The sequence below is a fragment of the Cupriavidus sp. 05N40 genome, assembly GCF_056397305.1.
Map to the genome: position 1 here is coordinate 25,351 of NZ_JBFTND010000021.1, position 23,656 is coordinate 49,006.

General features: G+C 66.5%; 21 protein-coding genes. 11 read left to right on the forward strand and 10 right to left on the reverse strand.

Going from position 1 to position 23,656, the window contains the following annotated elements; translation table 11 throughout:
• Positions 1-30: 30 nt before the first annotated feature.
• The 5 genes from AC1DO7_RS07350 to AC1DO7_RS07370 all read left to right on the forward strand — a co-directional run bounded on the left by AC1DO7_RS07350 (position 31) and on the right by AC1DO7_RS07370 (position 5,291).
• A complete protein-coding gene (locus tag AC1DO7_RS07350; protein ID WP_441611858.1) occupies positions 31-1,029 on the forward strand; it encodes a Bug family tripartite tricarboxylate transporter substrate binding protein in 999 nt (332 codons plus the stop codon).
• A gap of 178 nt (positions 1,030-1,207) precedes the next feature.
• Positions 1,208-1,717 (forward strand): tripartite tricarboxylate transporter TctB family protein, encoded by a 510-nt coding sequence (locus tag AC1DO7_RS07355; RefSeq protein WP_441611859.1) that lies wholly within the window; start codon positions 1,208-1,210, stop codon positions 1,715-1,717.
• A 10-nt stretch (positions 1,718-1,727) separates the two neighbouring features.
• Entirely contained in the window at positions 1,728-3,224 is a 1,497-nt protein-coding gene (locus AC1DO7_RS07360) for a tripartite tricarboxylate transporter permease (protein WP_441611860.1), read from the forward strand.
• Positions 3,225-3,244: 20 nt separating this feature from the next.
• The gene (locus tag AC1DO7_RS07365; RefSeq protein WP_441611861.1) at positions 3,245-4,054 is read left to right on the forward strand and encodes an enoyl-CoA hydratase/isomerase family protein; all 810 of its coding nucleotides are present in this window, start codon (positions 3,245-3,247) and stop codon (positions 4,052-4,054) included.
• A 22-nt stretch (positions 4,055-4,076) separates the two neighbouring features.
• On the forward strand, positions 4,077-5,291 hold the full coding sequence (locus tag AC1DO7_RS07370; protein ID WP_441611862.1) for a CaiB/BaiF CoA transferase family protein: 1,215 nt from the start codon (positions 4,077-4,079) through the stop codon (positions 5,289-5,291).
• Between the two features lie 18 nt (positions 5,292-5,309).
• On the opposite strand, the gene trhA is transcribed toward AC1DO7_RS07370, so the two are convergent.
• The 3 genes from trhA to AC1DO7_RS07385 all read right to left on the reverse strand — a co-directional run bounded on the left by trhA (position 5,310) and on the right by AC1DO7_RS07385 (position 9,406).
• Entirely contained in the window at positions 5,310-5,927 is a 618-nt protein-coding gene (gene trhA, locus AC1DO7_RS07375) for a PAQR family membrane homeostasis protein TrhA (protein ID WP_441611863.1), read from the reverse strand.
• Between the two features lie 201 nt (positions 5,928-6,128).
• A complete protein-coding gene (locus AC1DO7_RS07380) occupies positions 6,129-7,799 on the reverse strand; it encodes an amidohydrolase (RefSeq protein ID WP_441611865.1) in 1,671 nt (556 codons plus the stop codon).
• A 74-nt stretch (positions 7,800-7,873) separates the two neighbouring features.
• A complete protein-coding gene (locus tag AC1DO7_RS07385) occupies positions 7,874-9,406 on the reverse strand; it encodes an amino acid permease (RefSeq protein WP_441611866.1) in 1,533 nt (510 codons plus the stop codon).
• Positions 9,407-9,737: 331 nt separating this feature from the next.
• On the opposite strand from AC1DO7_RS07385, the gene AC1DO7_RS07390 reads away from it, so the two are divergent.
• Both AC1DO7_RS07390 and AC1DO7_RS07395 read left to right on the forward strand, forming a co-directional pair.
• Entirely contained in the window at positions 9,738-10,625 is an 888-nt protein-coding gene (locus AC1DO7_RS07390; RefSeq protein ID WP_441611867.1) for a mechanosensitive ion channel family protein, read from the forward strand.
• A gap of 109 nt (positions 10,626-10,734) precedes the next feature.
• Entirely contained in the window at positions 10,735-11,820 is a 1,086-nt protein-coding gene (locus AC1DO7_RS07395) for a Zn-dependent alcohol dehydrogenase (protein WP_441611868.1), read from the forward strand.
• A 56-nt stretch (positions 11,821-11,876) separates the two neighbouring features.
• Here the strand turns inward: AC1DO7_RS07395 and AC1DO7_RS07400 are convergent, their stop codons facing one another.
• The 3 genes from AC1DO7_RS07400 to AC1DO7_RS07410 all read right to left on the reverse strand — a co-directional run bounded on the left by AC1DO7_RS07400 (position 11,877) and on the right by AC1DO7_RS07410 (position 14,700).
• Positions 11,877-12,449, reverse strand: coding sequence for a hypothetical protein (locus AC1DO7_RS07400; protein WP_477115951.1), 573 nt, complete (start codon positions 12,447-12,449; stop codon positions 11,877-11,879).
• A gap of 80 nt (positions 12,450-12,529) precedes the next feature.
• Entirely contained in the window at positions 12,530-13,924 is a 1,395-nt protein-coding gene (locus AC1DO7_RS07405) for a carotenoid oxygenase family protein (RefSeq protein ID WP_441611870.1), read from the reverse strand.
• Entirely contained in the window at positions 13,921-14,700 is a 780-nt protein-coding gene (locus AC1DO7_RS07410) for a TetR/AcrR family transcriptional regulator (protein WP_441611871.1), read from the reverse strand. The genes AC1DO7_RS07405 and AC1DO7_RS07410 overlap by 4 nt, the downstream gene beginning before the upstream one ends.
• Before the next feature lie 250 nt (positions 14,701-14,950).
• On the opposite strand from AC1DO7_RS07410, the gene AC1DO7_RS07415 reads away from it, so the two are divergent.
• Positions 14,951-15,871 (forward strand): LysR family transcriptional regulator, encoded by a 921-nt coding sequence (locus AC1DO7_RS07415; RefSeq protein WP_441611872.1) that lies wholly within the window; start codon positions 14,951-14,953, stop codon positions 15,869-15,871.
• A gap of 4 nt (positions 15,872-15,875) precedes the next feature.
• Here the strand turns inward: AC1DO7_RS07415 and AC1DO7_RS07420 are convergent, their stop codons facing one another.
• Together AC1DO7_RS07420 and AC1DO7_RS07425 are read right to left on the reverse strand one after the other, a co-directional pair.
• Positions 15,876-16,385, reverse strand: coding sequence for a DUF6630 family protein (locus tag AC1DO7_RS07420; RefSeq protein WP_441611873.1), 510 nt, complete (start codon positions 16,383-16,385; stop codon positions 15,876-15,878).
• 69 nt (positions 16,386-16,454) lie between these two features.
• Entirely contained in the window at positions 16,455-17,144 is a 690-nt protein-coding gene (locus AC1DO7_RS07425) for an ArsR/SmtB family transcription factor (protein WP_441611874.1), read from the reverse strand.
• A 368-nt stretch (positions 17,145-17,512) separates the two neighbouring features.
• On the opposite strand from AC1DO7_RS07425, the gene AC1DO7_RS07430 reads away from it, so the two are divergent.
• The gene (locus AC1DO7_RS07430) at positions 17,513-18,613 is read left to right on the forward strand and encodes an alkene reductase (protein WP_477115952.1); all 1,101 of its coding nucleotides are present in this window, start codon (positions 17,513-17,515) and stop codon (positions 18,611-18,613) included.
• A gap of 134 nt (positions 18,614-18,747) precedes the next feature.
• On the opposite strand, the gene AC1DO7_RS07435 is transcribed toward AC1DO7_RS07430, so the two are convergent.
• Positions 18,748-19,683 carry a LysR family transcriptional regulator gene (locus tag AC1DO7_RS07435; protein ID WP_441611876.1) on the reverse strand — a complete coding sequence of 312 codons (936 nt, stop codon included), beginning with the start codon at positions 19,681-19,683 and terminating at the stop codon, positions 18,748-18,750.
• A gap of 530 nt (positions 19,684-20,213) precedes the next feature.
• Positions 20,214-21,407: a hypothetical protein gene (locus AC1DO7_RS07440; RefSeq protein ID WP_441611877.1), complete on the reverse strand. Its 1,194-nt coding sequence runs from the start codon at positions 21,405-21,407 to the stop codon at positions 20,214-20,216.
• A 112-nt stretch (positions 21,408-21,519) separates the two neighbouring features.
• Here AC1DO7_RS07440 and AC1DO7_RS07445 point away from each other — a divergent pair, with 112 nt between their 5' ends.
• Together AC1DO7_RS07445 and groL are read left to right on the forward strand one after the other, a co-directional pair.
• Positions 21,520-21,810, forward strand: a complete 291-nt coding sequence (locus AC1DO7_RS07445) for a co-chaperone GroES (RefSeq protein WP_441611878.1) — start codon at positions 21,520-21,522, stop codon at positions 21,808-21,810.
• Between the two features lie 56 nt (positions 21,811-21,866).
• Positions 21,867-23,486 carry a chaperonin GroEL gene (gene groL, locus AC1DO7_RS07450; protein ID WP_441611879.1) on the forward strand — a complete coding sequence of 540 codons (1,620 nt, stop codon included), beginning with the start codon at positions 21,867-21,869 and terminating at the stop codon, positions 23,484-23,486.
• Positions 23,487-23,656: the final 170 nt, after the last annotated feature.

Sequence of the window (23,656 nt, forward strand, 5' to 3'; positions counted from 1 at the left end):
GCACGGCGATCCAACCAAAGGAGACAAGTCATGACCTTGCGTTTGACCTTGCGCGCGCTTGCGTGCGCCTCGCTGCTTGGCGCCGTGGGCACGCCCGCGCTGGCCTGGGAGCCGACCAAGCCGGTGGAGATCGTGGTGCCGTTCAGCGCGGGCGGTGCGTCCGACCAGATGGCGCGCTCCATCCAGGGCATCATCGCCAAGCACAAGCTGATGGCGCAGCCCGTCATCGTGCTCAACAAGGCGGGCGCCTCCGGCGCCGAAGGCCTGATGGACACCAAGGCTTCGCGCGGCGACGCGCACAAGCTGCTGGTCACTTCGTCCGCGCTCTATACCGTGCCGATGATCAGCCAGCTCCCGTTCAACTGGCGCGACCTCACGCCGGTGGCCATGGTCGCGCTCGACGAGTTCGTGCTGTGGACCAATGCCGAGGCGCCGTACAAGACCCCCGCCGACTTCGTCAACGACGCGAAGAAGATGGCCGGAAAAATGAAAATGGGCGGCACCAGCTCCAAGCGCGAGGACCAGATCATCACCGCGCAGGTCGAGCGCAAGACCGGCGCGAAGTTCATCTACATCCCGTACAAGGGCGGCGGCGAGGCCGCCACGCAGCTCTCCGGCAAGCACATCGACGCCAACGTCAACAACCCGTCCGAATCGATCGGCCAGTGGCGTGCCGGCGAGCACCGCGCGCTGTGCGTGTTCGCGCCGGCACGGATGAACTACTCGGCCAAGATCACCGCCACGCAAAGCTGGGGCGACATCCCCACCTGCAAGGAACAGGGCCTCGACGTGCAATACCAGATGCTGCGCGTGTTCATGCTGCCGGGCGGCGTGACGCCCGACCAGCAGAAGTACTACGTCGAGCTGATGCAGAAGGTGGTCGCCACGCCGGAATGGAAGGACTACCTCGAGAAGAACGCCCTCAAGAACGACTTCCTGGCCGGGCAGAAGCTGGTCGATTTCCTCGGCGCGGACGAGACCCGCCACAGGGACATCATCAAGGAAGCGGGATTCGTGGCGGCGCGGTAGGCGCAGGCGCCTCGCCGGGTTTCTTCTGTCTGTGTTTCTCCCCGCTCCCCGCTCTCCTCTGCGCGCTCCCGCTCGCGGGAGCGGGGAACACGGCACCGCACCATCCGCGTACTTGCACATCCTTCAACAGAAGACAGGCGCGGCCCGCGGCCGCAGCCTCGCAAAAGGAGACCCCAGCATGAACGAACATCCCGAAGGCCATGCCGGCGCGGCGGCGATCTCGGTGCGGACCGCCGAGATCGCGGTCGCGCTGCTGATCGCCCTGGGCGCGGTGGTGGTGATGGTGAGCAACTACCGCATCGGTGCCGGCTGGGCGCCCGACGGCCCGGAGGCCGGGTATTTCCCGCTGCGCATCGGCGCCATTATCTTCGTGTCCTGCCTGGCGGTGCTGTGGCAGGCATGGCGCATGGACGGCGGCGGCGCCCCCTTCGTTACCTGGCCGCAGCTGCGCCAGGTCGGCGTGATCGTGGTGCCGCTGACCGTGTACGTCGGGCTGATCGCCGTGCTTGGCATCTATGTGGCGTCGGCCGTCTTCATCGCGGGGTTCATGGTGGCCATCGGCAAGTTCGCCTGGTGGCGGGCGGTGCTGGCCGGCGTGGCGATCAACGTGGTGCTGTTCTGGGTCTTCGAGATGCAGTTCCGCGTGCCGCTGCCCAAGGGCCCGCTCGAAGCGGCGTTCGGTTTCTGAAGAGGCGGCCATGGAAGAACTCAACTCACTGATGGGCGGCTTCGCCGTGGCGATGTCGTGGCACAACGTCGGGCTGATGCTGGTCGGCATCCTGCTCGGCATCGTGGTGGGCGTGCTGCCCGGCCTGGGCGGCCCCAACGGCGTGGCCATCCTGCTGCCGCTGACCTTCAGCATGGAGCCCACCTCGGCCATCATCATGCTGTCGTGCATCTACTGGGGCGCGCTGTTCGGCGGCGCCATCACCTCCATTCTCTTCAATATTCCCGGCGAGGCCTGGTCCGTGGCGACCACTTTCGACGGCTACCCGATGGCGCAGCAGGGCCAGGCCGGGCGTGCGCTGACATCGGCCTTCACCGGCTCCTTCGTCGGTGCGCTGGTGGGCGTGCTGCTGATCACCTTCCTCGCGCCGATGGTGGCGAAGTTCGCGCTGCGCTTCGGCCCGCCTGAGTTCTTCGCGGTCTACTTCCTCACCTTCTGCAGCTTCATCGGCATGGGCAAGGAAAGCAAGCCCAAGATCCTGATCGCGATGTGCGTGGGCTTTGCGCTGGCGGCGGTGGGCATGGACACGGTTTCCGGCACGCTGCGCATGACCTTCGGCTCCACCGAGCTGCTGCGGGGCTTCGATTTCCTGGTGGTGGTGATCGGCCTGTTCGGCATCAGCGAGATCCTGATGACGATGGAAGAAGGCATCGCGTTCCGCGGCAAGCGCGCCAACATCGACCTCAAGGTGGTGCTCAAGACCTGGGCCGAGCTGCCGCGCTACTGGCTGACGCTGCTGCGCTCGTCGGTGATCGGGTGCTGGCTGGGGGTGACGCCCGGCGGCGCCACCGCCGCGTCCTTCATGGGCTACGGCGTGGCCAAGCGCTTCGCGCGCGACCCCGACAGCTTCGGCAAGGGCAATGTGGAGGGCGTGATCGCGCCGGAATCGGCCGCGCACGCGGCCGGCACCAGCGCGCTGCTGCCGATGCTGGCGCTGGGCATTCCCGGCTCCGCCACCGCCGCGGTGCTGCTGGGCGGCCTGATGATCTGGGGGCTGCAGCCGGGGCCGCTCCTGTTCACCGAGCAGAAGACCTTCGTGTGGGGCCTGATCGCCAGCATGTACCTGGGCAATATCGCCGGGCTGCTGGTGGTGCTGTCCACGGTACCGCTGTTCGCCGCCATCCTGCGCATTCCGTTCGCCATCATCGCGCCGCTGATCCTGGTGGTCTGCGCCATCGGCGCCTTCACCGTGCACAACGCCATGTTCGATGTCTGGCTGATGCTGATCTTCGGCGTGGTGGGCTATGTGCTCAAGAAGCTCGACTATCCGCTGGCGCCGCTGGTGCTGGCCCTGGTGCTGGGCGACCGCGCCGAGGACGCATTCCGCCAGACCATGCTGATCTCCTCCGGCAGCATGGAGGTGTTCTGGTCCAACGGGCTGGTCGGCACCATCATGGCGCTGGCGGTGACCAGCCTGGTGTGGCCGCTGATCGGCGGCCTGCGCCAGCGCCGCCGCGCGCTGGCCTGAGCCGAAGAGGGAGACCCCGCATGAACGAAATCCCGAACGCAGCCACCACCGGCGAAGCGCCGCTCCTGCTCGAACGCGACGGCGCCGTCGCCACCGTGGTGCTCAACCGCCCGGCCAAGCTCAATGCGTTGACGCTGGCGATGTGGCAGCAGCTTGGTGACGCCTTTCGCACCCTGTCCGCCGATATGTCGGTGCGCTGCGTGGTGGTGCGCGGCGCCGGCGAGCGCGCCTTCTCGCCCGGCAACGATATCTCCGAGTTCGCCACGGCCCGCTCCAACAAGGCGCAGGCCATTGCTTACGGCCGCGTGATGCACGCCACCGCGCAGGCCATCCTCGACTGCCCGCACCCGGTGGTGGCGCAGATCCACGGCATCTGCGTGGGCGGCGGGCTGGAAGTGGCGGCCATGGCCGATATCCGCATCTGCGGCGCGGGCAGCCGCTTCGGCGCGCCGATCAAGAACCTCGGCCTGGTGATGGCGCATGCCGAGATGGCGCCGCTGATCCGCCTGGTGGGCGAGGCGCGCACGCTGGAGATCCTGTTCGAAGGCCGCATCATCGGCGCCGACGAAGCCCTCGGCATGGGCCTGGTGTCGCGCGTGGTGGCGGACGCCGAGGTGGCCGCCGAGACGCGCGCCACCGCCGCGCGCATCGCCGCCGGAGCGCCGCTGGTGGCGCGCTGGCACAAGAAGTTCGCGCGCCAGCTGGCAGCCGGCAAGACGCTGGACGCGCGCGAGCTGGACGAAGCCTTCGACTGCTTCGATACCGGGGATTTCCGCACCGGCTTCCAGTCCTTCCTCGCCAAGGAAACCCCGCGGTTCAGCGGCAGCTAGGCCCCGACGGAGCGCACCCGCGATGCAGGATACCAACGCATTTCCCCGCCCCGGCGCTCTTTCCGGCATGCGCGTGCTGGAGCTGGCGCAGATCATGGCCGGCCCCACCTGCGGCATGATGCTGGCCGATCTCGGCGCCGAGGTGATCAAGATCGAGAAGACCGACGGCGGCGATGACGCGCGCGGCTACCGCGAGCCGCAGATCAACGGTGTCTCCGCGCCCTTCCTGATGCTCAACCGCAACAAGCGCGCCATTGCGCTGGACCTGAAGCAGCCCGAGGGCCGCGAGGTCTTCCTGCGCATGGTGAAAGATGCCGACGTGGTGATCGAGAACTTCCGCAAGGGCACGATGGAAAAGCTCGGCCTCGGCTACGACACGCTCTCGCGGCATAACCCGGGCCTGATCTACTGCGCCATCTCCGGCTACGGGCGCAGCGGCCCCGCCGCGGACAAGGGCGGCTTCGATCTGATCGCGCAGGGCTTCGCCGGCCTGATGAGCATCACGGGCGAGGAGGGCGGGCCGCCGCTGCGCACCGGCAACTCCATCGCCGATATCAACGCCGGCATCCTGGCCGCCTTCGGCATCCTCGCCGCCTGCCAGCACAAGCAGAAGACCGGACGCGGCCAGGTGGTCGAAACCTCGCTGATCGAGGCCGGCCTGCAGCAGCTCTACTGGCACGCCGCCATCCATTTCGCCACCGGCGAATCGCCGGGGCCGAGCGGCTCGGCGCATATCCTCGCCACGCCTTACCAGGCCTTCCCGACGCAGGACGGCCATATCATCGTCGGCGGCGCCAACGAGAAAAACTGGGAACGCATCGCGCAGGTGCTGGGCAAGCCCGAGTGGCTGGACGACCCGCGCTACCGCCTGAATGCCGACCGCATGCGCCACCGCGACAGCCTGCTGCCTGCCATGGCCGGGATCCTCTGCGGCCGGCCGTCGGCGCACTGGCTGGCCGAGTTCGACCGCGCGGGAGTGCCGGCGGGGCCGGTGCATTCGATCGGCGAGGCGCTCGCCCACCCGCARACGCTGGCGCGCGGCATGGTGGTCGAGCAGCAGCATGCGGTGGCCGGCGCGATCAAGACGCTGGGGTTGCCGGTGCAGTTGTCGGAGACGCCCGCGCAATACGTGCGGCCCGCGCCAGGCCTGGGCGAACACACGCGCGAGCTGCTGGCCGAATATGGCTACGGCGAAGCCGAGATCGAAAGCATGCGGGAGACGGGCGCCGTGCGGTGAGGATGGCGCCGCCGGCGCCTATCCCACGTACCAGAAAATGCTCGCGAACTGGCAGGCGCTGCCCGCCAGCACGAACAGGTGCCAGATCCCGTGGAAATGGCGCACCTTCTCGTCGAACAGGAAGAAGCCGATGCCCGCCGTGTAGAGCGCGCCGCCGGCCACCAGCCAGTACAGGCCCGCGGCCGGCAGCGCCGCCACCAGCGGCCCGAACGCGAACAGCACCAGCCATCCCATCAGAACGTAGATCAGCAGCGAGAAGATGCGCGTGCGCTTGCCGATCCACAACTCCTGCGCAATGCCGATCAGCGCCAGCCCCCAGTTCACCCCGAACAGCGTCCAGCCCCACGGCCCGCGCAGCGTCACCAGCGCGAACGGCGTGTAGCTGCCGGCGATCAGCAGGTAGATGGCGCAGTAGTCCAGCCGCCGCAGCACGTCCTTGGGGCGGCCGCGCAGGCTGTGGTAGAGCGTGGAGATGGTGTAGAGGAACACCAGCGTGCTGCCGTAGACCACCGAGCTGACGACCTTCCAGGCATCGTGGTACAGGGCGGAGGAGGTAACGAGGACGGCCGTGCCGGCGGCCGCGAGGACGGCGCCGGCGAGGTGGCTGTAACCGTTGAAGCGTTCTCCGTGGTACATGGGCGTGGCTTCTCCTGTGTCTGGCCGCCCGGGTGGCATCGTGAAACGATTTCCCGGGCGATTGCGTCAGGGGACGTTGCCGCCGCAGCGCTGCTGCGGTGCAATAGGCCGTATTCTTGCACGGATCACCGGTCTGCAGAACCCTGCCGGGCCGCAGGGTCTTTCCGGGGCGGCGGCCCGCCCCGGTGATTCAGGCCTGGCTCAGCGCCGTTCGCCTTGTGCGTAGACGCGTTCGCCGGCCACCCACGTCTGCAGCACGCGGGTCTTCCAGATCTCGCCCGGCGCGACCTTGAACAGGTCCTGGTCGACCAGGATGAAATCGGCCCACTTGCCCGGCTCCAGCGAGCCCAGCGTCTTCTCCTGGTGTTCCGCGTAGGCGGCGTCCAGCGTGAAGGCGCGGAAGGCCTGGGTCAGCGTCATCGCTTCTTCCGGGTGCCAGCCCTTGATCGGGCGGCCCTGGTGGTCCGTGCGCGTCACCGCAGCGTGCAGGCCGTAGAAGGGGTTGGCGGATTCCACCGGGAAGTCCGAGCCGCCGGCGATCACCGTGCCTTGCCTGAGCATGGTCTGCCACGCATAGGCGCCCTTGATGCGTTCCTGGCCGATGCGGTCCTCGGCCATGTTCATGTCGCTGGTCGCATGGGTGGGCTGCATCGAGGCGATCAGGTCGAGCTTCTTGAAGCGCGGGATGTCCGGCAGCGACACGACTTGCGCGTGCTCGATGCGGTTGCGCAGTTCGCGGCCGCCGACTTCCTTGTAGGCCACTTCGAGCGCGTCCAGCACCTGGTGGTTGGTGGCATCGCCGATGGCGTGCACATTGACCTGGTAGCCGGCCTTGATGGCGGTCTTGACGGCTGCCTGCATGGCGGCGTCGCTCATGAACAGCAGGCCGCTGTGCACGTGGTCGTCCGAGTAGGGCGCCATCAGGGCCGCGCCGCGGCTGCCCAGCGCGCCGTCGCCGTACAGCTTGACGGCGCGCAGGTAGTAGCGGTCGTTGCCATAGCCCGAGAGCGGGCCCTTGGCCGAGAGCGCCTTGAAGTCGTCGCCGGTGTCGCGGATCATGCCGTAGATGCGCGTGGTCAGCTTGCCCTGGTCGGCGAACTCGCGGTAGATGCGGTCCTCCTGCGCGGTCACGCCAGCGTCGCCCGCCGCGGTCAGGCCGAGCGCGTTCATATGCGCGAGCGCGGCGGCCAGCGCGGCGCGGCGGTCGTCGTCGGAGTAAGGCGGGATCACGTTGTTGACCAGCGCCATCGCCTTGTCGACCAGCACGCCGGTGGGATTGCCGTTGGCGTCGCGCTCGATGCGCCCGCCTGCCGGGTCCTTGGTGTCGCGCGTGATGCCGGCGGCCTGCATCGCCCTGGTATTGAGCCACGCGGCGTGGCCATCCACGCGCACCAGGCGCGCGGGGCGGTCGGAGACGGCGGCGTCCAGTTCGGCCGCGGTGGGAAAGCGGCCCAGCTTCCAGTTGACCTGGTTCCAGCCATAGCCCAGCAACCACTTGCGTTGCGGGTTGCTGACGCCATAGGCGCGGATGATGCCTTGCGCTTCCTGCAGGTCCCTGGTTTCCGACAGCGAGATCTCGGTGGTCTTGAAGCCCAGGCGGAACACATGGCCGTGCGCGTCGATCAGGCCCGGCAGCAAGGTCTTGCCCTGGCCGTCGATGCGCTTCGCATCGGGATACTGCGCACGCAACGCGGCGGCGTCACCGGTGGCCAGCACCTTGCCCTGGTCGAACACAAGGCCGGTGAAGCTGGCGACCTGGTCGTTCTTCAGCGTGTAGCCCTGCACGGATTCGACCAGGCTKGGCGCGGCGTGGGCCGACAGCGCGAGGCCGGCGGCCAGCGCCAGCAGGCTCTTGTGGATTGCGTGTTTCAAATCAACTCTCCTTGTTGTTGTGGTACAGCGCTTTGGTTTTCTTATGGGCTCTCAGGATGACTGCTTGGTGCTCTTTATTCGGCCGTCGCCGCAGCGGGAAGGGCGGGGCCGCCCGCCTCGCTTCGCGCAGGTGGCAGCGGCGGGAATTTCATGTCGGCATAGCGTACGAAATGCGTCTTGCGCACGATGCGATAGCCCAGCCAGATCGCGAGGAAGATCGGGATGCCGATATAGGTGGCGGTCACCGCCACCCAGTCGATCTTGCCGTCGGTGAAGGCCTGGTAGTTCTGCCCCAGCGTGACGACCAGGCACAGCCCGAAGGCGAACAGCGGGCCGTACGGGAAAAATGGCGAGCGATAAGGCAGGCGCGACAGGTCCAGCCCCTGTGCCACGAAGCCGCGGCGGAAGCGGTAGTGGCTCACCGCAATGCCCAGCCAGGCGATGAAGCCCGTCATGCCCGACAGGTTGAGCAGCCACAGGTAGACCGACTTGCTCTCGAACAGCGAGGTCAGGAAGCACAGCGCGCCCACCGCGGTGGTGGCCAGCAGCGCCGCCAGCGGCACGCCGTTGCGCGTGAGCCGCGCGAAGATGCGCGGCGCGCGGCCTTCGGTGGCGAGGTTGTAGAGCATGCGGGTGGAGGCGTACATGCCGGAGTTGCCGGCGGACACCACCGCCGTCAGGATCACCGCATTCATCACCCCGGCGGCGAAGGCGAGGCCCGCATGGCGGAACACCAGCGTGAACGGGCTCACGCCCACCGTTTCCACGTCGTTCTTGAGCAGGCTCGGGTCGGTGTAGGGAATCAGGATGCCGATGATCAGGATCGCCAGCACGTAGAACAGCAGGATGCGCCAGAACACCTGGCGCACGGCGCGCGGGATGTTCTTCGCCGGATCGGCCGATTCGCCCGCGGCCACGCCGATCAGCTCCGTGCCCTGGAACGAGAAGCCGGCGATCATGGCCACGCCGATCATGGCGGGCAGCCCGCCGACGAAGGGCGCATCGCCCGCGGTCAGGTTCTGCAGGCCGACCGGCAGGCCACCGCCGTCGCCGCGCAGGATGCCGAAGATCATCAGCACGCCAATGACGATAAAGGCGATCACCGTCACCACCTTGACCAGCGCGCACCAGTATTCGGCCTCGCCGAAGCCGCGCACCGAGATGGCATTGAGCAGGAACATCACGCCAAGGAACAGCGCGCTCCACAGCAGGCCGGGCGTATCGGGGAACCAGTACAGCATCACCAGTTGCGCCGCCGCCAGCTCCACCGCGATGGTCACCGCCCAGTTGTACCAGTAGTTCCAGCCCAGCGCGAAGCCGAAGCCTTCGTCCACGTAGAGCGCGCCGTAGGTGGCGAACGAGCCCGACACCGGCATATAGGCCGCCAGCTCGCCCAGGCTGGTCATGAGGAAGTACACCATGGCGCCGATCAGCACATACGCCGCCAGCGCGCCGCCCGGGCCCGCCTGCGCGATGGTGGCCCCGGAGGCGACGAACAGGCCGGTGCCGATCGAGCCGCCGATCGCGATCATGGTGAGGTGGCGCGCGCGCAAGGTGCGGCGCAGGGCGGGCGGAGCGGTGCCGGTGGCGGGAGGCTCGATGGTCATGGGCGAGAGGGGTTGGGGCAGGAGGGCCGGGCCTGCCGGCACCGCCCGCATTCGCCGGCGGTGCCGGCGTGCGACCCAGCCCGGCTGGCATGCCGCGTACAGGCATGCAATACATTCACCGGCTGGTACATACGGCGGCATCATAAGAGAAAACGCGGCGCGGCGGAAGCGGTCGCGCACCGCGATGGGGCATGGTTCCGTGCGTGCCGGGTCGCGCGCGGGAAGCCATGTTTTGCGATCGTGCATTGCAGCATGGCTAGAATCGGGGTTTGACTTCGCGCAGGCGCGGCCCTGCCGGCAGCGCTGCCAAGCCGTATTCGGACTAATCCTCATGACCCTGCCCTTCAACGATAGTTATCTGCTGCACATCGGGCTGAGCCTTGCCATCGTGCTCGCCGGCATGGTGGCGGTGAAGTTCGTCAACCGCTTCTTCCAGTCGCGCCAGCTCGCCGACAAGGACAACCGCGGCAGCTACCGCACCTGGACGGTGGCCTCGCGCAACGCGGTCGCGGCGGTGGTGTTCCTGCTGCTGCTCGGCATCTGGGTGTCCGAGCTCAAGAGCGTGGCGATCTCGCTGACCGCCTTCGCGGTGGCGCTGGTGATCGGCGGCAAGGAACTGGTGATGTGTTTCCTGGGCGCCTTCCTGCGCATGATGGCGCGCCCGTTCCAGCTCGGCGACATCGTGGAGATCGGGCCATATTCCGGCGAGGTGGTGGACATGGACGCGCTCACCACCACGCTGGTGGAGATCGCCGGCACGCGGCAGTTCACCGGGTCCACGGTGCAGATCCCCAACAGCACGCTGCTGACCTCGGCCGTGCGCAACCATTCGCAAGCCGGCAAGTACACGCTGGATACCCTGCGACTGCCGTTGCCGGAGAAATGCGACCCGGACCGCGTCGAGGCCGACCTGATCGCCATCACCGAGCAGGTCTGCGCGCCGTTCCTGGCCGAGGCCCGGCACAGCCTGCAGGAGTACGGCGGCTCGCGCTTCCTCGATCTCTCGCAGTTCGAGCCGCGCGTGCTGTTCGAGGCCGTGGCCGCGGACAAGCTCGACGCGCTGGTGCGCTTCCCGGTGCCGGTGGCCTCGCGCCTGTCGGTCGGGCAGCAGATCCTGCGGCAGTATCACCGCCAGCGCGGCGAGGCGGCTGCGGCCGCGGCCGCAGCCGCGACGCCCGCCACAGCGGCAGCGGCGACCCCTGCCGCCTCTGCCACCTGACGAGGGCCGGCCGGACGGCTTCACCGAATCCCGTTTCGGCTGTATGGTAGCCCTTGCTGCGCGAGGCGCCGCATGCGCATTCGAACCCTGTCGGACAACGAGGAGACCCATGAAAGCCGCCGTCATGCATCAACCCAAGACCCCGCTCGTGATCGAAGACGTCGCCATCGGCAAGCCCGGCCCGCGCGAGGTGCTGCTGCGCACGGCCGCGGTGGGCGTGTGCCATTCGGACCTGCATTTCCTGGACGGCGCCTATCCCTTCCCCACGCCGGTGGTGCTGGGCCACGAGGCCGCCGGCATTGTCGAGCAGGTGGGTTCGGAGGTGCGCACGGTCAAGCCCGGCGATCATGTGATCACCTGCCTGTCGGCCTATTGCGGCCATTGCGAGCACTGCCTGACCGGCCACTTGTCGCTATGCGTGGAGCCCGACACCAGGCGCCGCGAGGGCGAGGAGCCGCGCCTGCTGGCCAAAGGCGCGCCGATGAACCAGTTCCTCAACCTGTCGGCCTTCGCCGAGCAGATGCTGATCCATGAGCATGCGCTGGTGGCGATCCGCCCCGAGATGCCGCTGGACCGCGCCGCGCTGATCGGCTGCGCCGTGACCACCGGCGTGGGCGCGGTGGTGCATACCGCGCGCGTGCAGCCCGGCGAGACCGTGGCCGTGATCGGCTGCGGCGGCATCGGCCTGGCCACCATCAACGGGGCGGCCATCGCCGGCGCGGGCCGCATCATCGCAATCGACCGCGTGCCGGGCAAGCTGGAGCTGGCGAAACAGTTCGGCGCGACCGACGTGGTCAACGCGGCGGATACCGATGCGGTGGAAGCCGTGCGCGCGCTCACGCGCGGCGGCGTGCATCACGCCTTCGAGGCCATCGGCCTCAAGCAGACCGCCGAGCAGGCCTTCTCGATGCTGCGCCGGGGCGGCACCGCCACCGTGATCGGCATGATCGCGCCGGGCGTGAAGATCGAGATCAAGGGCACCGATTTCCTGGCCGAGAAGCGCATCCAGGGCTCGATGATGGGTTCCAACCGCTTCCCGGTGGACATGCCGCGGCTGGTGGACTTCTACCTCTCGGGCAAGCTCAGGCTGGACGAACTGATCTCGCGCCGCATGCCGCTGGAGAACATCAACGAAGCCTTCGACGAACTGCGCCGCGGCGAACTCGCGCGCTCGGTGATCATGTTCGAGCACTGAGCGCGGCGCGCCGAACCGGCAAAAGGAAAGGGCGGGCTCCGCCGTCCCGGGCTCGCCTAGCGTTGCGGCTGGCTCGCCGCTGCCGCTTCGGCCGCGCGGCGCACCGCCTGCGGGTAGCGGATGGTGAAGAGCACCGCGCCGCCCATGGCGGCCAGGCTGACCGCCACGTCGACCCACAGCGGGATCGCGCTCACATACTCGGCGGCCGCGTCGGCGGCCACCAGCACGGCCAGGGCCACCGCCCACACCAGCGTGATGTGGCGGTTCACCGCCAGGAAGCGGGGCGAGTCCCACAGCTCCGGCGCGACCCGTTCGCGCGCATATTGCAGCGTGAACGGCTTGCCGATCGCCAGCGAGATCACGATGATGGCCAGCAGGCCGCCATCGACCGCCAGCCGCACCGTGGCTATCGTCCAGCTTGGCGCGGCCACCAGCGTATAGGCCAGCAGCAGCCCGAACAGCACCAGCGTGCCAAGCTCCAGCACCTTGAGCGATTCGCCCCGCMGCCACATGCGTGCGCACAGGAACAGCGAGACCGCGAGGGCGGCGGCCAGTCCCGCCAGTGGCGAGACGCGGCGCGTGGCGATGAAGAAGGCGATGAACGGGGCGAAACCAGTCAGAATTCCCATGCTGTTCTCCTTGGGGATCTTGCGGCCCGATGGTTGCCCGGCCGCGTGGCAATGAAAGTGTCCGCAGGCGCGGCGGCGGTTCAGTCGGCGCCGAGCCAGTTGCCGTGGAAGCCGAACGGGACGCGGTGCGACAACTGCACCGTGGCCACCGGGCCGTCGGCGATGGCGCCGGCCTCGTAGACCACCATGTCGCTGCGGTTCTCCGCGCCGCGGAAGACCGTGGCGATCAGCCAGCCGTCGCCTTCGGCGCTGTCGGCCGCGCGCGGCACGAATACCGGCTCGGAGACCGCGTCGCCCTCGTCGAGCACGTGCACCGTGCGCTTGCCGCTGCGCAGGTCGATATGGGCCAGGCCGTCATAGCTGCCCCGCGCGCTGCTTTCGTGCTGGCGAAACGCGAAGTAGCCGTGGCGGTAGGGCAGGGTGGCGAAGCGCTCGTCGAAGCGCGGGAACTCGCCCGCCATGTCGTCCAGGTATTCGCGCGTGAAGGTGTCCGAGTTGCCGGCCATGTCGAAGGTCCAGCGGCACAAGCGCGCGCGTGCGCCGTCGGCGTTGGGGTTGAACAGCGGTGCGGTGTCGTACTGCATCACGTCGGCGATGATCCTGTTGCCGGATTCCCATGCATTCATCACGTGGAAGACGTAGCACGCTTCGCCGCGGAACCAGCGCATCCTGGCCACGCCGCCCTGGCGCGGCATGATGCCGATATGCGAGCCCTTCTCCGGCTCCCACGCATAGGCCGGTTCGCCGCGCATGGCGCGCTCCATGCTGCCGGTCACCGGCAGGATGGGAAACAGCACGTGGTTCTGCGTCACCATGAAATCGTGGACCATGCTCGGATATGGCGCCTCGAAGCGTTCCAGGCGCTGGAGCTGGCCGGCACGGTCCACCACGCCGTAGCGCAGGGAGGGCGTGAAGGGGCCGTCGGCCGAGTAGGCGAAGAACACCATCTCGCCGGTGACCGGGTCCACCTTGGGGTGCGCGGTCATGGGACCCGTCAGCTTGCCGCCGTAGTCCACGTCGCCGCGCGTGGCCAGCGTCTCGCGGTCCAGCTCCACCGGCAGGTCGGCTTCTTCCAGTGCCAGCAGGCGCGCGCCATGCCACAGGATATTGGTGTTGGCCACGCCGTCGTTCTGGCCCGCCACCGCGGGGTCGGTGGTGGCCGGATTGCCCCAGCTGCCGAACAGGGCGCCGCCGGCGGCCTGTTCGCGCTGGAACTTGTTGGTGCGCACCCAGCGGTTGCGGTAGCGCACGCGCCCGTCCTCGATATGGAAGGCATGCACCATGCCGTCGCCGATGAACCAGTGGTAGAAGGCATCGCGCGGCGCGAACTGCGGGTTGGGTCCGTTGCGGTAGAGCGTGCCGCGCAGCGCGCGCGGCAATTCGCCCAGCACTGGCAGGTCGGGCGCGTCGCACTCCATCAGGATGGGGGCGAAATTGCCGCTGAGATAGGGCGAAGGCGGGAACGGCTTGCTCATGTCGTGCTCCTTTTCCTGGTCTGCTGCCGGGCCGGTTCCGGTTCGGCGGTGGGGGTGGCTTGGGGTTTGGCTTGGGGTTTGGCTTCGGGTTTGGCTTCGGGGGCGGCTTCGGGGGCGGCTTCGGATGTGGCGGCCGGCGTGTGCGCGGCGGGCGCGCTGGCCGGGCCGGCCACCGGCATGCGCATGCCTTGTCCCAGCAGGCGCATCATCTCGGCGTGGATGACGCGGTAGCCGGGTTCGTCCGGCAGCTTGCCGGCCAGGCGCAACATCACCAGGCCGTGGATCGAGGCCCAGATCACGTAGCTCAGCACATGCGGGTCGCCGTGGATCAGGCCGCGCTCGGCCATGCCTTCCAGGTGGGCGCTCATGGTGCGGCGCGCCCGCGACCCGGCGCGCTCCAGTTCCGGATAGCGCGCATCGCCCGGCTGGGTCAGTTCGAACATCAGCCGGTAGGCATTGGGCTCGGCGAAGGCGAAATCCAGGTAAGCCTGGCCTACCGCGCGCGCCCGGTCGCGCGGCTCGGCGGCGCTGGCGCCCGCGCCGGCGGCCTCCAGCGCGGCGGCGAAGCGATCGAATGCCGCGGTGCGCACTGCGGCCAGGATGTCGTCCTTGTCGCGGAAATAGCGGTACGGCGTCATCGGGCTGCAGCCCAGTTCATCCGCGAGCTGGCGCATGCTGACGCTGGCCACGCCGCCTTCGGCGAAGCGCCGTTCGGCCACTGCGCAAAGGCGTGCCTTGAAAGCGTCGATTTCGTCCTGGGTCAGGTTTTTTGCCATGGTTCGGGTGGCGCGGATACGGGGTGGATACGCAGCAAAGCGCGGCAAAGTGATTCACGAGCCTGGCCGGCCGGTGTGCCGGGCAGCGATGATTTACAGTGTATATTTACGTTGTAAATTATCAAGGCATTTTTTGCCGGGGGTGTTTCTTCCCCTCCGCGGACACTGCCCGCCGCCCATGCCATTGTTCGCCCTGTGGGACAATGGCTCCGGCGCCGGCAGGTGCGCGACGAGGCGACAGGAACGACGCATGAAGACGATCGAATGGAAGGACTGGGAGATTTTCTGCCGGGTGGTGGAGGGTGCCGGCTTCACCCGGGGCGCAGAACTGGCCGACGTGCCGAAATCCTCCGCCAGTGCCGCCGTGGCGCGGCTCGAAGTGCAGCTCGGCGTACGCCTGTTCGAGCGCACCACGCGCCGCGTGCGCGTGACCGAGCGCGGCCAGCAGCTCTACGACCGCGTCGCGCCGCTCTTCTCCGAGTTGCGCGAGATCAGCGCCGAGGCCGCATCCGTCAGCGAACAGGTCAGTGGCACGCTGCGCATCTCCACGCCCTACGAAGTGGGCTCGCTGCACCTGTCGCCCGTCATCACGCGGCTGTTGCGCCTGCATCCCGAGCTGCGCGTGGAAGTGGACGTGACCTGGGACCAGCCTGATCTCGTCGAGCGCGGCTACGACCTGGCCTTCGTCATGACCGATACCGGCCTGCACGACAGCTCGTTCGCCAGCAAGCGCGTGGTGCTGATCGAACGGGGCTTCTTTGCGTCGCCCTCGCTGATCCGCGCGCGTGGCCTGCCCCGCACGCCGCAGGACCTGGTCTGCTGGCCCATACTGGGCAATGCCGAAGACCGCCGCTGGGAGTTCCTGCGTGACGGCAGCGAGGTCGCGAGCCTGCCGGTGGAGCCGCGCATGCGCACGCAGAGTGCGGAGCTCCGCCTCAAGGCCGCGCTGGACGGGCTGGGCGTGGCGCGCCTGTCGCCGCGTTACGTACAGGACGAGCTCGATCAGGGGCGGGTGGTGCGGGTGTTGCCCGCCTATACGACATCACCGCTGAAGGTGTTCGTGCTGATGCCGGCGCGCAAGCTGATGCCGGCCAGTGTGCGTGTGTTCCTCGATGTGCTGGAGGATACGCTGGGCCGGATCGATCCCCGGCTGTCGCCGCCCAAGGGGTGAGCCCTCAGTACGGCTGATCTCCGGCGCGGATATCGAGCCCGAGCATTTCCGCCGCGCTCGTCATCTCCTCGTCATCCTCGCCGCGGGCAATCCATCCGGCATAGGCATCCCCATCGGTATTCCAGTTCCACAGCGTGATGCCCGCCATCCGCAATTGCTCGGTCGCCAGCTCCATCAGTTCGGGAACGGTGGCCTTCTCGAGGAAGTCCTCGTCCTCCGGATCCTCGACGCCCCAGTCGATCTCGATGTCCAGCCGTGCGCACAGTTCGTCCAGGCAACTGATAAAGGACGCGCAATCCTTCCAGTCGACATAGAAGCCGGATTCCCAGTCGATCACGTCCTTGAGCAGCCACAGCAGTTCCTGGCCTGCGATCTCGTCCGCGTCGTCGGCGTTGGCGAGCGCCTCGTCGAACAGCTTTTGCTGTTTCTCGGCCATGGCCGCGTCGCCGAGGTTGATCAGTTCGATCAGGCGCCAGAGTGTCTCGCGCGCTTCGTCAGTCAGTCCATCGCTCATCGCATCTACCTCCTTTGCTGCGGTCTTGGTGTGGTCGGAAGAATCATTGGCCCGGTGGCTCGCCGGGGCTCAGCCGGCGATGCGCCAGATCTCGCGCTGGCCCAGCGGTGTCACGCGCAGGGCGCGCGAGGCCGACGTGGGTTCGATCCACCGCTGGTCCATCAGGCTTTGCAGCAGCGCGGCGCCGAGCGCGCCGCCGAGATGGGGCTTGCGCTCGCTCCAGTCGGGGCAGGTGCAGGCGAACTGGCGGCGCTTGCGCCTGGCCATCTCCAGGTCGATGCCAAGTTGCGCCATGCCTTGCGTTCCGCTCGCGGTGAGCTCCACCGCATTGCCGGCCACCGCGATCCAGCTGGCGCGCGCCATGCGCTCGAACAGGGCGACGGCAAGCTCGCCGGCCAGGTGGTCGTAGCAGGTGCGGGCCTGGCGCAGCGCCGCCGGCGCGGTACGCGACGTGGGCACTGCGCGCGCGCGCGTCGGACGGCTGGCCAGCGACGCGCTGGCCAGCGCTTCGATGGCCACGCCGATCTCCGGCGTGGCGAGGCGATAGTAGCGATTGCGCCCGCGCGTCTGCACCGCCAGCAGGCCTCCTTCGCTCAGGCGCGCGAGGTGACCGCTGGTGGACGAAGCCGAGAGGCCGGCAATGGCGGCAAGTTCGCCCGCGGGCCGCGCGCTGCCGTCCATCAGGGCCCACAGCATGGCGGCGCGCCCCGGGTCCGCCAGCAGGCCGGCGAGCTGGCTGATGCTGGGAGCGTATTCCATAGTTCATCCTGCAGTGAAACGACGATCGTAGTATAGGTCGGATTGAGGGTGAGCTGAGCTGCTACTTCTGCGATGAGTAAGCTGGGAATGGCCAGGGCGGAAGTACGAGGTGGCCATCGCCTTCGGCGCACTTCGTCCTGTCTCCGACCTGTCACGCTCGAGTTGACCTGTACCGCAGCGCTACGCCCGTTCGAGAGGGACTGCCTTGACACCCGGATCAGCCACTCGGCCATCGTGTCGGCCAGGCGCAAACACCCACGGCATTGTCGCTTCCGACGCAACTCTGAGTCGAGGCGCGGGCCGTTATTCATTTGCATCGACCGGCCTAGAGTGAGCACGTTCTGGACTACTTCAAATGAGCCAACTCTATGTCTTCTTTGTTCGATCCGTACGATCTTGGACCGTTTCGCCTCAAGAACCGTGTTGTCATGGCACCAATGGAGCGCTCGCGCGCGCGCAACGCGGACTGGGCGCCGCAGCTCGACACGGCCCGCTATTTTGCGCAGCGCGCGGGCGCCGGTCTCATTGTCACTGGCAGCATCTCCATCAGCGAATGGGCTCGCACCTGGGCGTTCGAGCCCGGCCYGTACACCCCGGCCCAGATCAAAGCCTGGCGCCATGTAACCGGAGCGGTTCATGATCATGGCGGGGTGATCTTCGGGCAGATCAGGCATGGTGGCCGCGCAAGTCACGTTTCACATCAGCCGAATCGCCAGCGCACAGTCAGCTCCACCGACACTGGGGCGACGAAAGCGATTTCGATGGCGTTCGACGAAAATGGCCAACCGGCCTTTCTGTTGCAAGGCAGGCCTCGCGCGTTGCGCACTGAGGAGGTGTCCCAGATCGTCGGCGAGTTTGCCCAGGCCTCGCGCAATGCTCGCGAAGGTGGATTCGACGGCATCGAGATCCACGGTGCCAACGGTTATCTTCATGATCAGTTCATCAATGGAGCGCTTAACACCCGCGACGACCGGTACGGCGGCTCGATCGGGAATCGTCTTCGCTTCACGCTTGAGACGGTCGATGCGGTCGTCAACGCCATCGGTGGCGAGCGTACTGGCATCCGCCTGTCGCCCTTTGGCCGCTACAACGAAATGCCGGCTTTCGATGACGAGGCCGAGACGTACCTGACGCTTGCGTCCGAGCTTTCGGCGCGCGGCATCGCCTATGTGCACATCAGCGACCAGACCCGATGGGCCGACGACGTCGCCATTCCCGAACATTTTCTACGGGCGTTCCGCGGCGCCTTTCGGGGACCCGTGATCCTCGCCGGCGGCTATCTGCGGGATAGTGGACAGGCAGCTGTCGATTCGGGAGAGGCTGATCTGATTGCGATCGGAAAGCCCTTCATCGCGAATCCCGACCTGATCAAGCGCCTGCGCAACGGCTGGCCGCTCAATGAATGGGATGAGGATACGTTCTATACGGCGGGAGCCCGGGGCTACACGGACTACGGGGTCTACGAGTAGGACCACGTCGTATCTCCCGCCCTGAAGTTCCTTCCCGCAATCTGGTGAACGCGGCGAGCAGACAGGGATTCGCCGTTGTCCGACCGCTGGAGCGTGGCGTGGCTCGTCAACTTCGGTCACACGAGGTAAGCGGCTTATCGCCCGGGCGCCGCTACCGGAAATTGACGCGCGCGGTCGAGCAGGGCATCGACGATAACGCGAACCTTCGCCGGCAACGCGGGTGTCCGGGCCCACAACAGGTTGATTGGCACCTCGCTGCCCGACATCCTGTCGAGCACGGTGACAAGATGGCCGCTTCTGATGTCATCCTGTGCCATCCATAGCGGGAGCTGACCGAGCCCATGTCCCGACTTGATCGCCGCCAGCACCATCTCGAAGTCGCACACCCTATGCTTGATCGGTACGGTATGCGGAACGACTGAGCCGTCAGGCTGTTTGAGCAACCAGGCCATGCGACGCGGGGAATTCCAGCTGGCAATGCAATCGTGACGGGCAAGGTCGGCCGCATGCTGGGGCGCGCCACGCGCAGCGACATACGCCGGCGATCCACAAATGACTATTTGTTGCACGCCCAGCCTTCGAGCGACCAGATCGGTAGAGTCGCCTGGTTCGCCAATACGCACTGCGAGATCGATGCCCTCATCGATCAGATCGACCAGCCGGTCGGTGAAACTGACGTTGAGTTGCAAGGCAGGACATCGGGCCGCCACCTCGAGCAAGACCGGCATCACGTATAGCCGGCCGAACGCGGTCGGGAGGTCGATTCGAACCTGACCTGCCGGGCTGTTCTGCGCGACCTTCAGAATGTCCTCGCCTCGTTGTAGTTCATCCAGCGCGGCCGCGCAATGTTCTAGCCACGCTTCGCCATGGGACGTCAGCGTAAGACGACGCGTCGTGCGGTGAAGTAACTTCGCATCAAGTCGTGCCTCAAGGCGCGAAACCGCGCGAGCGACTGCGGACTTCGTCAGGCCAAGCTCGTCGGCCGCAGAAGTAAAGGAACCCAGTCGCGCTACCGCCACGAACTCTGCGATGCCATCGAACTGCAGGCTGGTAGGAAAATCAGAAGGCATATATCGTGTCCAAGCCGACGGTGCTTTCGAGCTTCGTATGTTCGGGCAGCAACGGCAGCGTCCGAAGACGTTTCGTAGCCGCAGGCAGTTGAAGTAACAAAGCGTGTGAGGCGAAGCTCGCTCACGACGCTGCGCCGCGATTCTTCAGCGCTCAGAGGCCTTGAGATGGTGAAGTCGTGTTCGCTCCAATGTTACACAATGAGTTCGGGGGCAGGCTCGCTAATCAGCGCATTGCCAGTGAGCGGTTGAAGCCCCAACCCATCTGATACATCCTTGGACCGAATCCTGAAGGTCGGTTTCGAGACGTAAGCGATCATCGGTCTCCTACCCTGTCGCTCGAATCTTGATCATGCGAGGAGTCTCTCGAGGCTCGAAGGTCGAAACTGTCCGACGACGGACTCAGCCAACCCAGTGGTCCGTCGGCGTTTTCGATCCATTCGACAAGTTCGACCCGACAAATCTCCATGTTTTTTTCTCCTCCCAAGGATGCTTGATTTGCCGGAGCGGAAACGGTTGGCGCGCGATTCCGGTTACGGCTGCGTACCAGAGCGGCTTAGTACTTTGTTTCTGGATTCACCTTCTGGCGGGTCTTCTCGTGTGATAGCGACCCCGTGCGGCCAGACTACGACGTCGTCATAGGCGTAGAGGCGGCAATTGGTGAAGCGCATTTCCCGGCAGCGTGCCATGGCTTTGTCGATGGCGTTCGAGTTGTTGGTCCAGAAGGCATAGTGTCCGCCATCGGCCAGCACGAATGCTTTAGGTGCCTTGCGTTCACGATAGGTTGCGTAGCCTTTGCGTGCGCGCATATAGGGCACGGCATCGACATTGGCAGCGTCAGCATAGCCGGTGGCCGCGGGAAGAGAGGCTTCGACGTGCGCTAGTCCACCACCCGTTGTCGGAATGCTGACAATCGAGTTTTCACCCATGCGTACCAGGATGACTTCAGGGTAGTCATAAGCCGCGCCCGAGGCGGTGTCCACGGCGACGCCAATCGCGCCACCTCCACCGAATAGTATGTTCCCGAAGGCCATGGCTTTTGTCGTCGACTTCACTGTGGCCAGGCCCGGCTCTTGCCCGTCCTTGTCGCACCGCACGTTGATATCGCCATAGGCTCTATTGATGGTGACCGTGCCCGGAGTGGTGACGTAGTAAGTCCCCTTGCTATTGGTCAGCTTGCATTTCGCACCGGCATGCGGCTGATCATTGTCACGGGTTTCCACGGAAACCACCTGGTTGGTGCCGCTTACGATGGACGCGCAGCCTGCAAAAAGGCTGCTCGCATAAACAAGAGCGATGGTGATGGCTCGCATGTTTTCCCTGAAATTTTGTTTTTTTAATTTAGATTGATTCGCAATATACCCGCGGAGAATTACAGCATTGATTCCCGGCAACGAATACCCCCCGGATTTCGTAATGTATCTGGCAAAAGACAGGCAGATTAGACGTGAATGTTTGGGGTTTAAAGAGGCTGCTCGGCGGAGCGATTCCATCAAGCTGTTGCGTTGACCGGTTGAATCCGCAACCCACAACGGCATTTCAACATTCGCGTTAGCGGACGGCCACGGCGGCCCGTGCGGGTTCCACCGGTCTGGCGGCGGTGAAGCGGGCAAAAAAACCTGGCGACAATGCGAGCGATCCGGCTCGTAAGCCGCGTGACTATGGAAATGCGAAACAAGCAGTTGGCCGTGCGCGGCATCGTTTTTATACTCAGCACTCACCGGCATTGAGTGCTGATTGCAAACATCGCGGTGTCACCGCGGTGTGCTCATCTGCCGATTCGATTCGATCCGATTCGACCTGTTACCACTCCCTGCATTTCATTTCCCTGGAGCCAGCATGAGCCTTCGTCCCCTGCACGATCGTGTCCTCGTCAAACGGTCCGACAACGAGACCCGCACCGCATCCGGCATCGTGATTCCTGACAGTGCCGCCGAGAAGCCCGACCAGGGCGAAGTCGTCGCCGTCGGCCCCGGCCGCCGCAACGAGGCCGGCGAACGCATCACGCCGGACCTGCGCCTGGGCGATCGCGTGCTGTTCGGCAAGTACGCCGGCCAGGGCGTCAAGGTGGACGGAGAGGAACTGCTGGTGCTGCGCGAGGAAGACGTCGTCGCCGTGGTCGAGCGCTGAAGTACCGCGACACGAACAATCAAGATCAACCAGACAAAGACACAGGACCAATAGCAATGGCAGCAAAAGACGTAGTGTTCAGCGACGTGGCACGGGCCAAGGTGGTGGAGGGCGTCAACATCCTTGCCAACGCAGTGAAGGTGACGTTGGGCCCAAAGGGCCGCAACGTGGTACTGGAGCGCAGCTTTGGCAGCCCCACGGTGACCAAGGACGGCGTGTCCGTGGCCAAGGAAATCGAGTTGCAGGACAGACTGCAGAACGTGGGTGCGCAACTGGTCAAGGAAGTGGCCTCGCGCACTAGCGACAACGCCGGCGATGGCACTACCACCGCCACCGTGCTGGCCCAGGCCATCGTGCGCGAAGGCGTCAAGTATGTGGCGGCGGGGCTGAACCCGCAGGACCTGAAGCGCGGCATCGACAAGGCGGTGGCGGTGGCCATCGAGGAGCTGCGCCGCATCAGCAAGCCCACCACCACCAGCCGCGAGATCGCCCAGGTGGGCACCATCTCGGCCAACGGCGAGAGCGCCATCGGCGAGCGCATCGCCGAAGCCATCGACCGTGTAGGCAAGGAAGGCGTGATCACCGTGGAAGACGGGAAGTCGCTGGCCGACGAGCTGGAAGTGGTGGAGGGCATGCAGTTCGACCGCGGCTACCTGTCGCCATACTTCATCAACAACCCGGAGAAGCAGGTAGTGGTGCTGGAGCAGCCCTTCTTGCTGCTGGTGGACAAGAAGATCTCCAGCATCCGCGACCTGCTGCCGGTGCTGGAGCAGGTGGCCAAGGCCGGCCGCCCGCTGCTGATCATCGCCGAGGACGTGGAAGGCGAGGCGCTGGCCACGCTGGTGGTCAATAACATCCGCGGCATCCTGAAGGCTGCCGCAGTCAAGGCGCCGGGCTTCGGCGACCGCCGCAAGGCGCTGCTGGAGGACATCGCCATCCTCACCAACGGGCAGGTGGTGGCCGAGGAAGTGGGCCTGTCGCTGGAGAAGGTCTCGCTGGAGCAGCTGGGCCAGGCCGCGCGCGTGGAGATCGGCAAGGAGAACACGACCATCATCGACGGTGCAGGTGATGCCGATCAGATCCAGGCGCGCGTCAAGCGCATCCGCACCCAGATCGACGAAGCCACCTCCGACTACGACCGCGAGAAGCTGCAGGAGCGAGTGGCCAAGCTTGCCGGCGGCGTGGCCGTGCTCAAGGTGGGCGGTGCCACCGAGGTCGAGGTCAGGGAAAAGAAGGCCCGTGTGGAAGACGCGCTGCATGCCACCCGCGCCGCGGTTGAGGAAGGCATCGTCGCCGGCGGCGGCGTGGCGCTGATCCGCGCGCGCCAGGCGGTCAAGGACGTGACCGGCGCGAATCCCGACCAGCAGGCCGGCATCAAGATCGTGCTGCGTGCGCTGGAGGAGCCGCTGCGGCAGATCGTCACCAACGCTGGCGAAGAGGCGAGCGTGGTGGTGGCGCGCGTGGCCGAGGGGGCAGGCAACTTCGGCTACAACGCGGCCACCGGCGAATACGGCGATCTGGTGGAAGGCGGCGTGGTCGATCCGACCAAGGTAACCCGCACCGCGCTGCAGAATGCGGCCTCGGTGGCCGGCCTGATCCTGACCACGGATGCGGCGGTGATCGAGCTGCCCAAGGCGGATGCCGCACCGGCGCTGCCGGGCGGGCTGGACTTCTAAGCCCGGCTCGGGGCATGAACGACAAAGGCCGCCAGCAATGCTGGCGRCCTTTGTCGTTCATGCCGGCTTCCTGGGAGGAGCCTTCGACGCCTAGGCGCCCGGTTGTTCCACGAACGCAAAGCGGCCCTCGGCCACCAGGTGCGACAGCGGATGGCGTTGGGTGGGCTGCT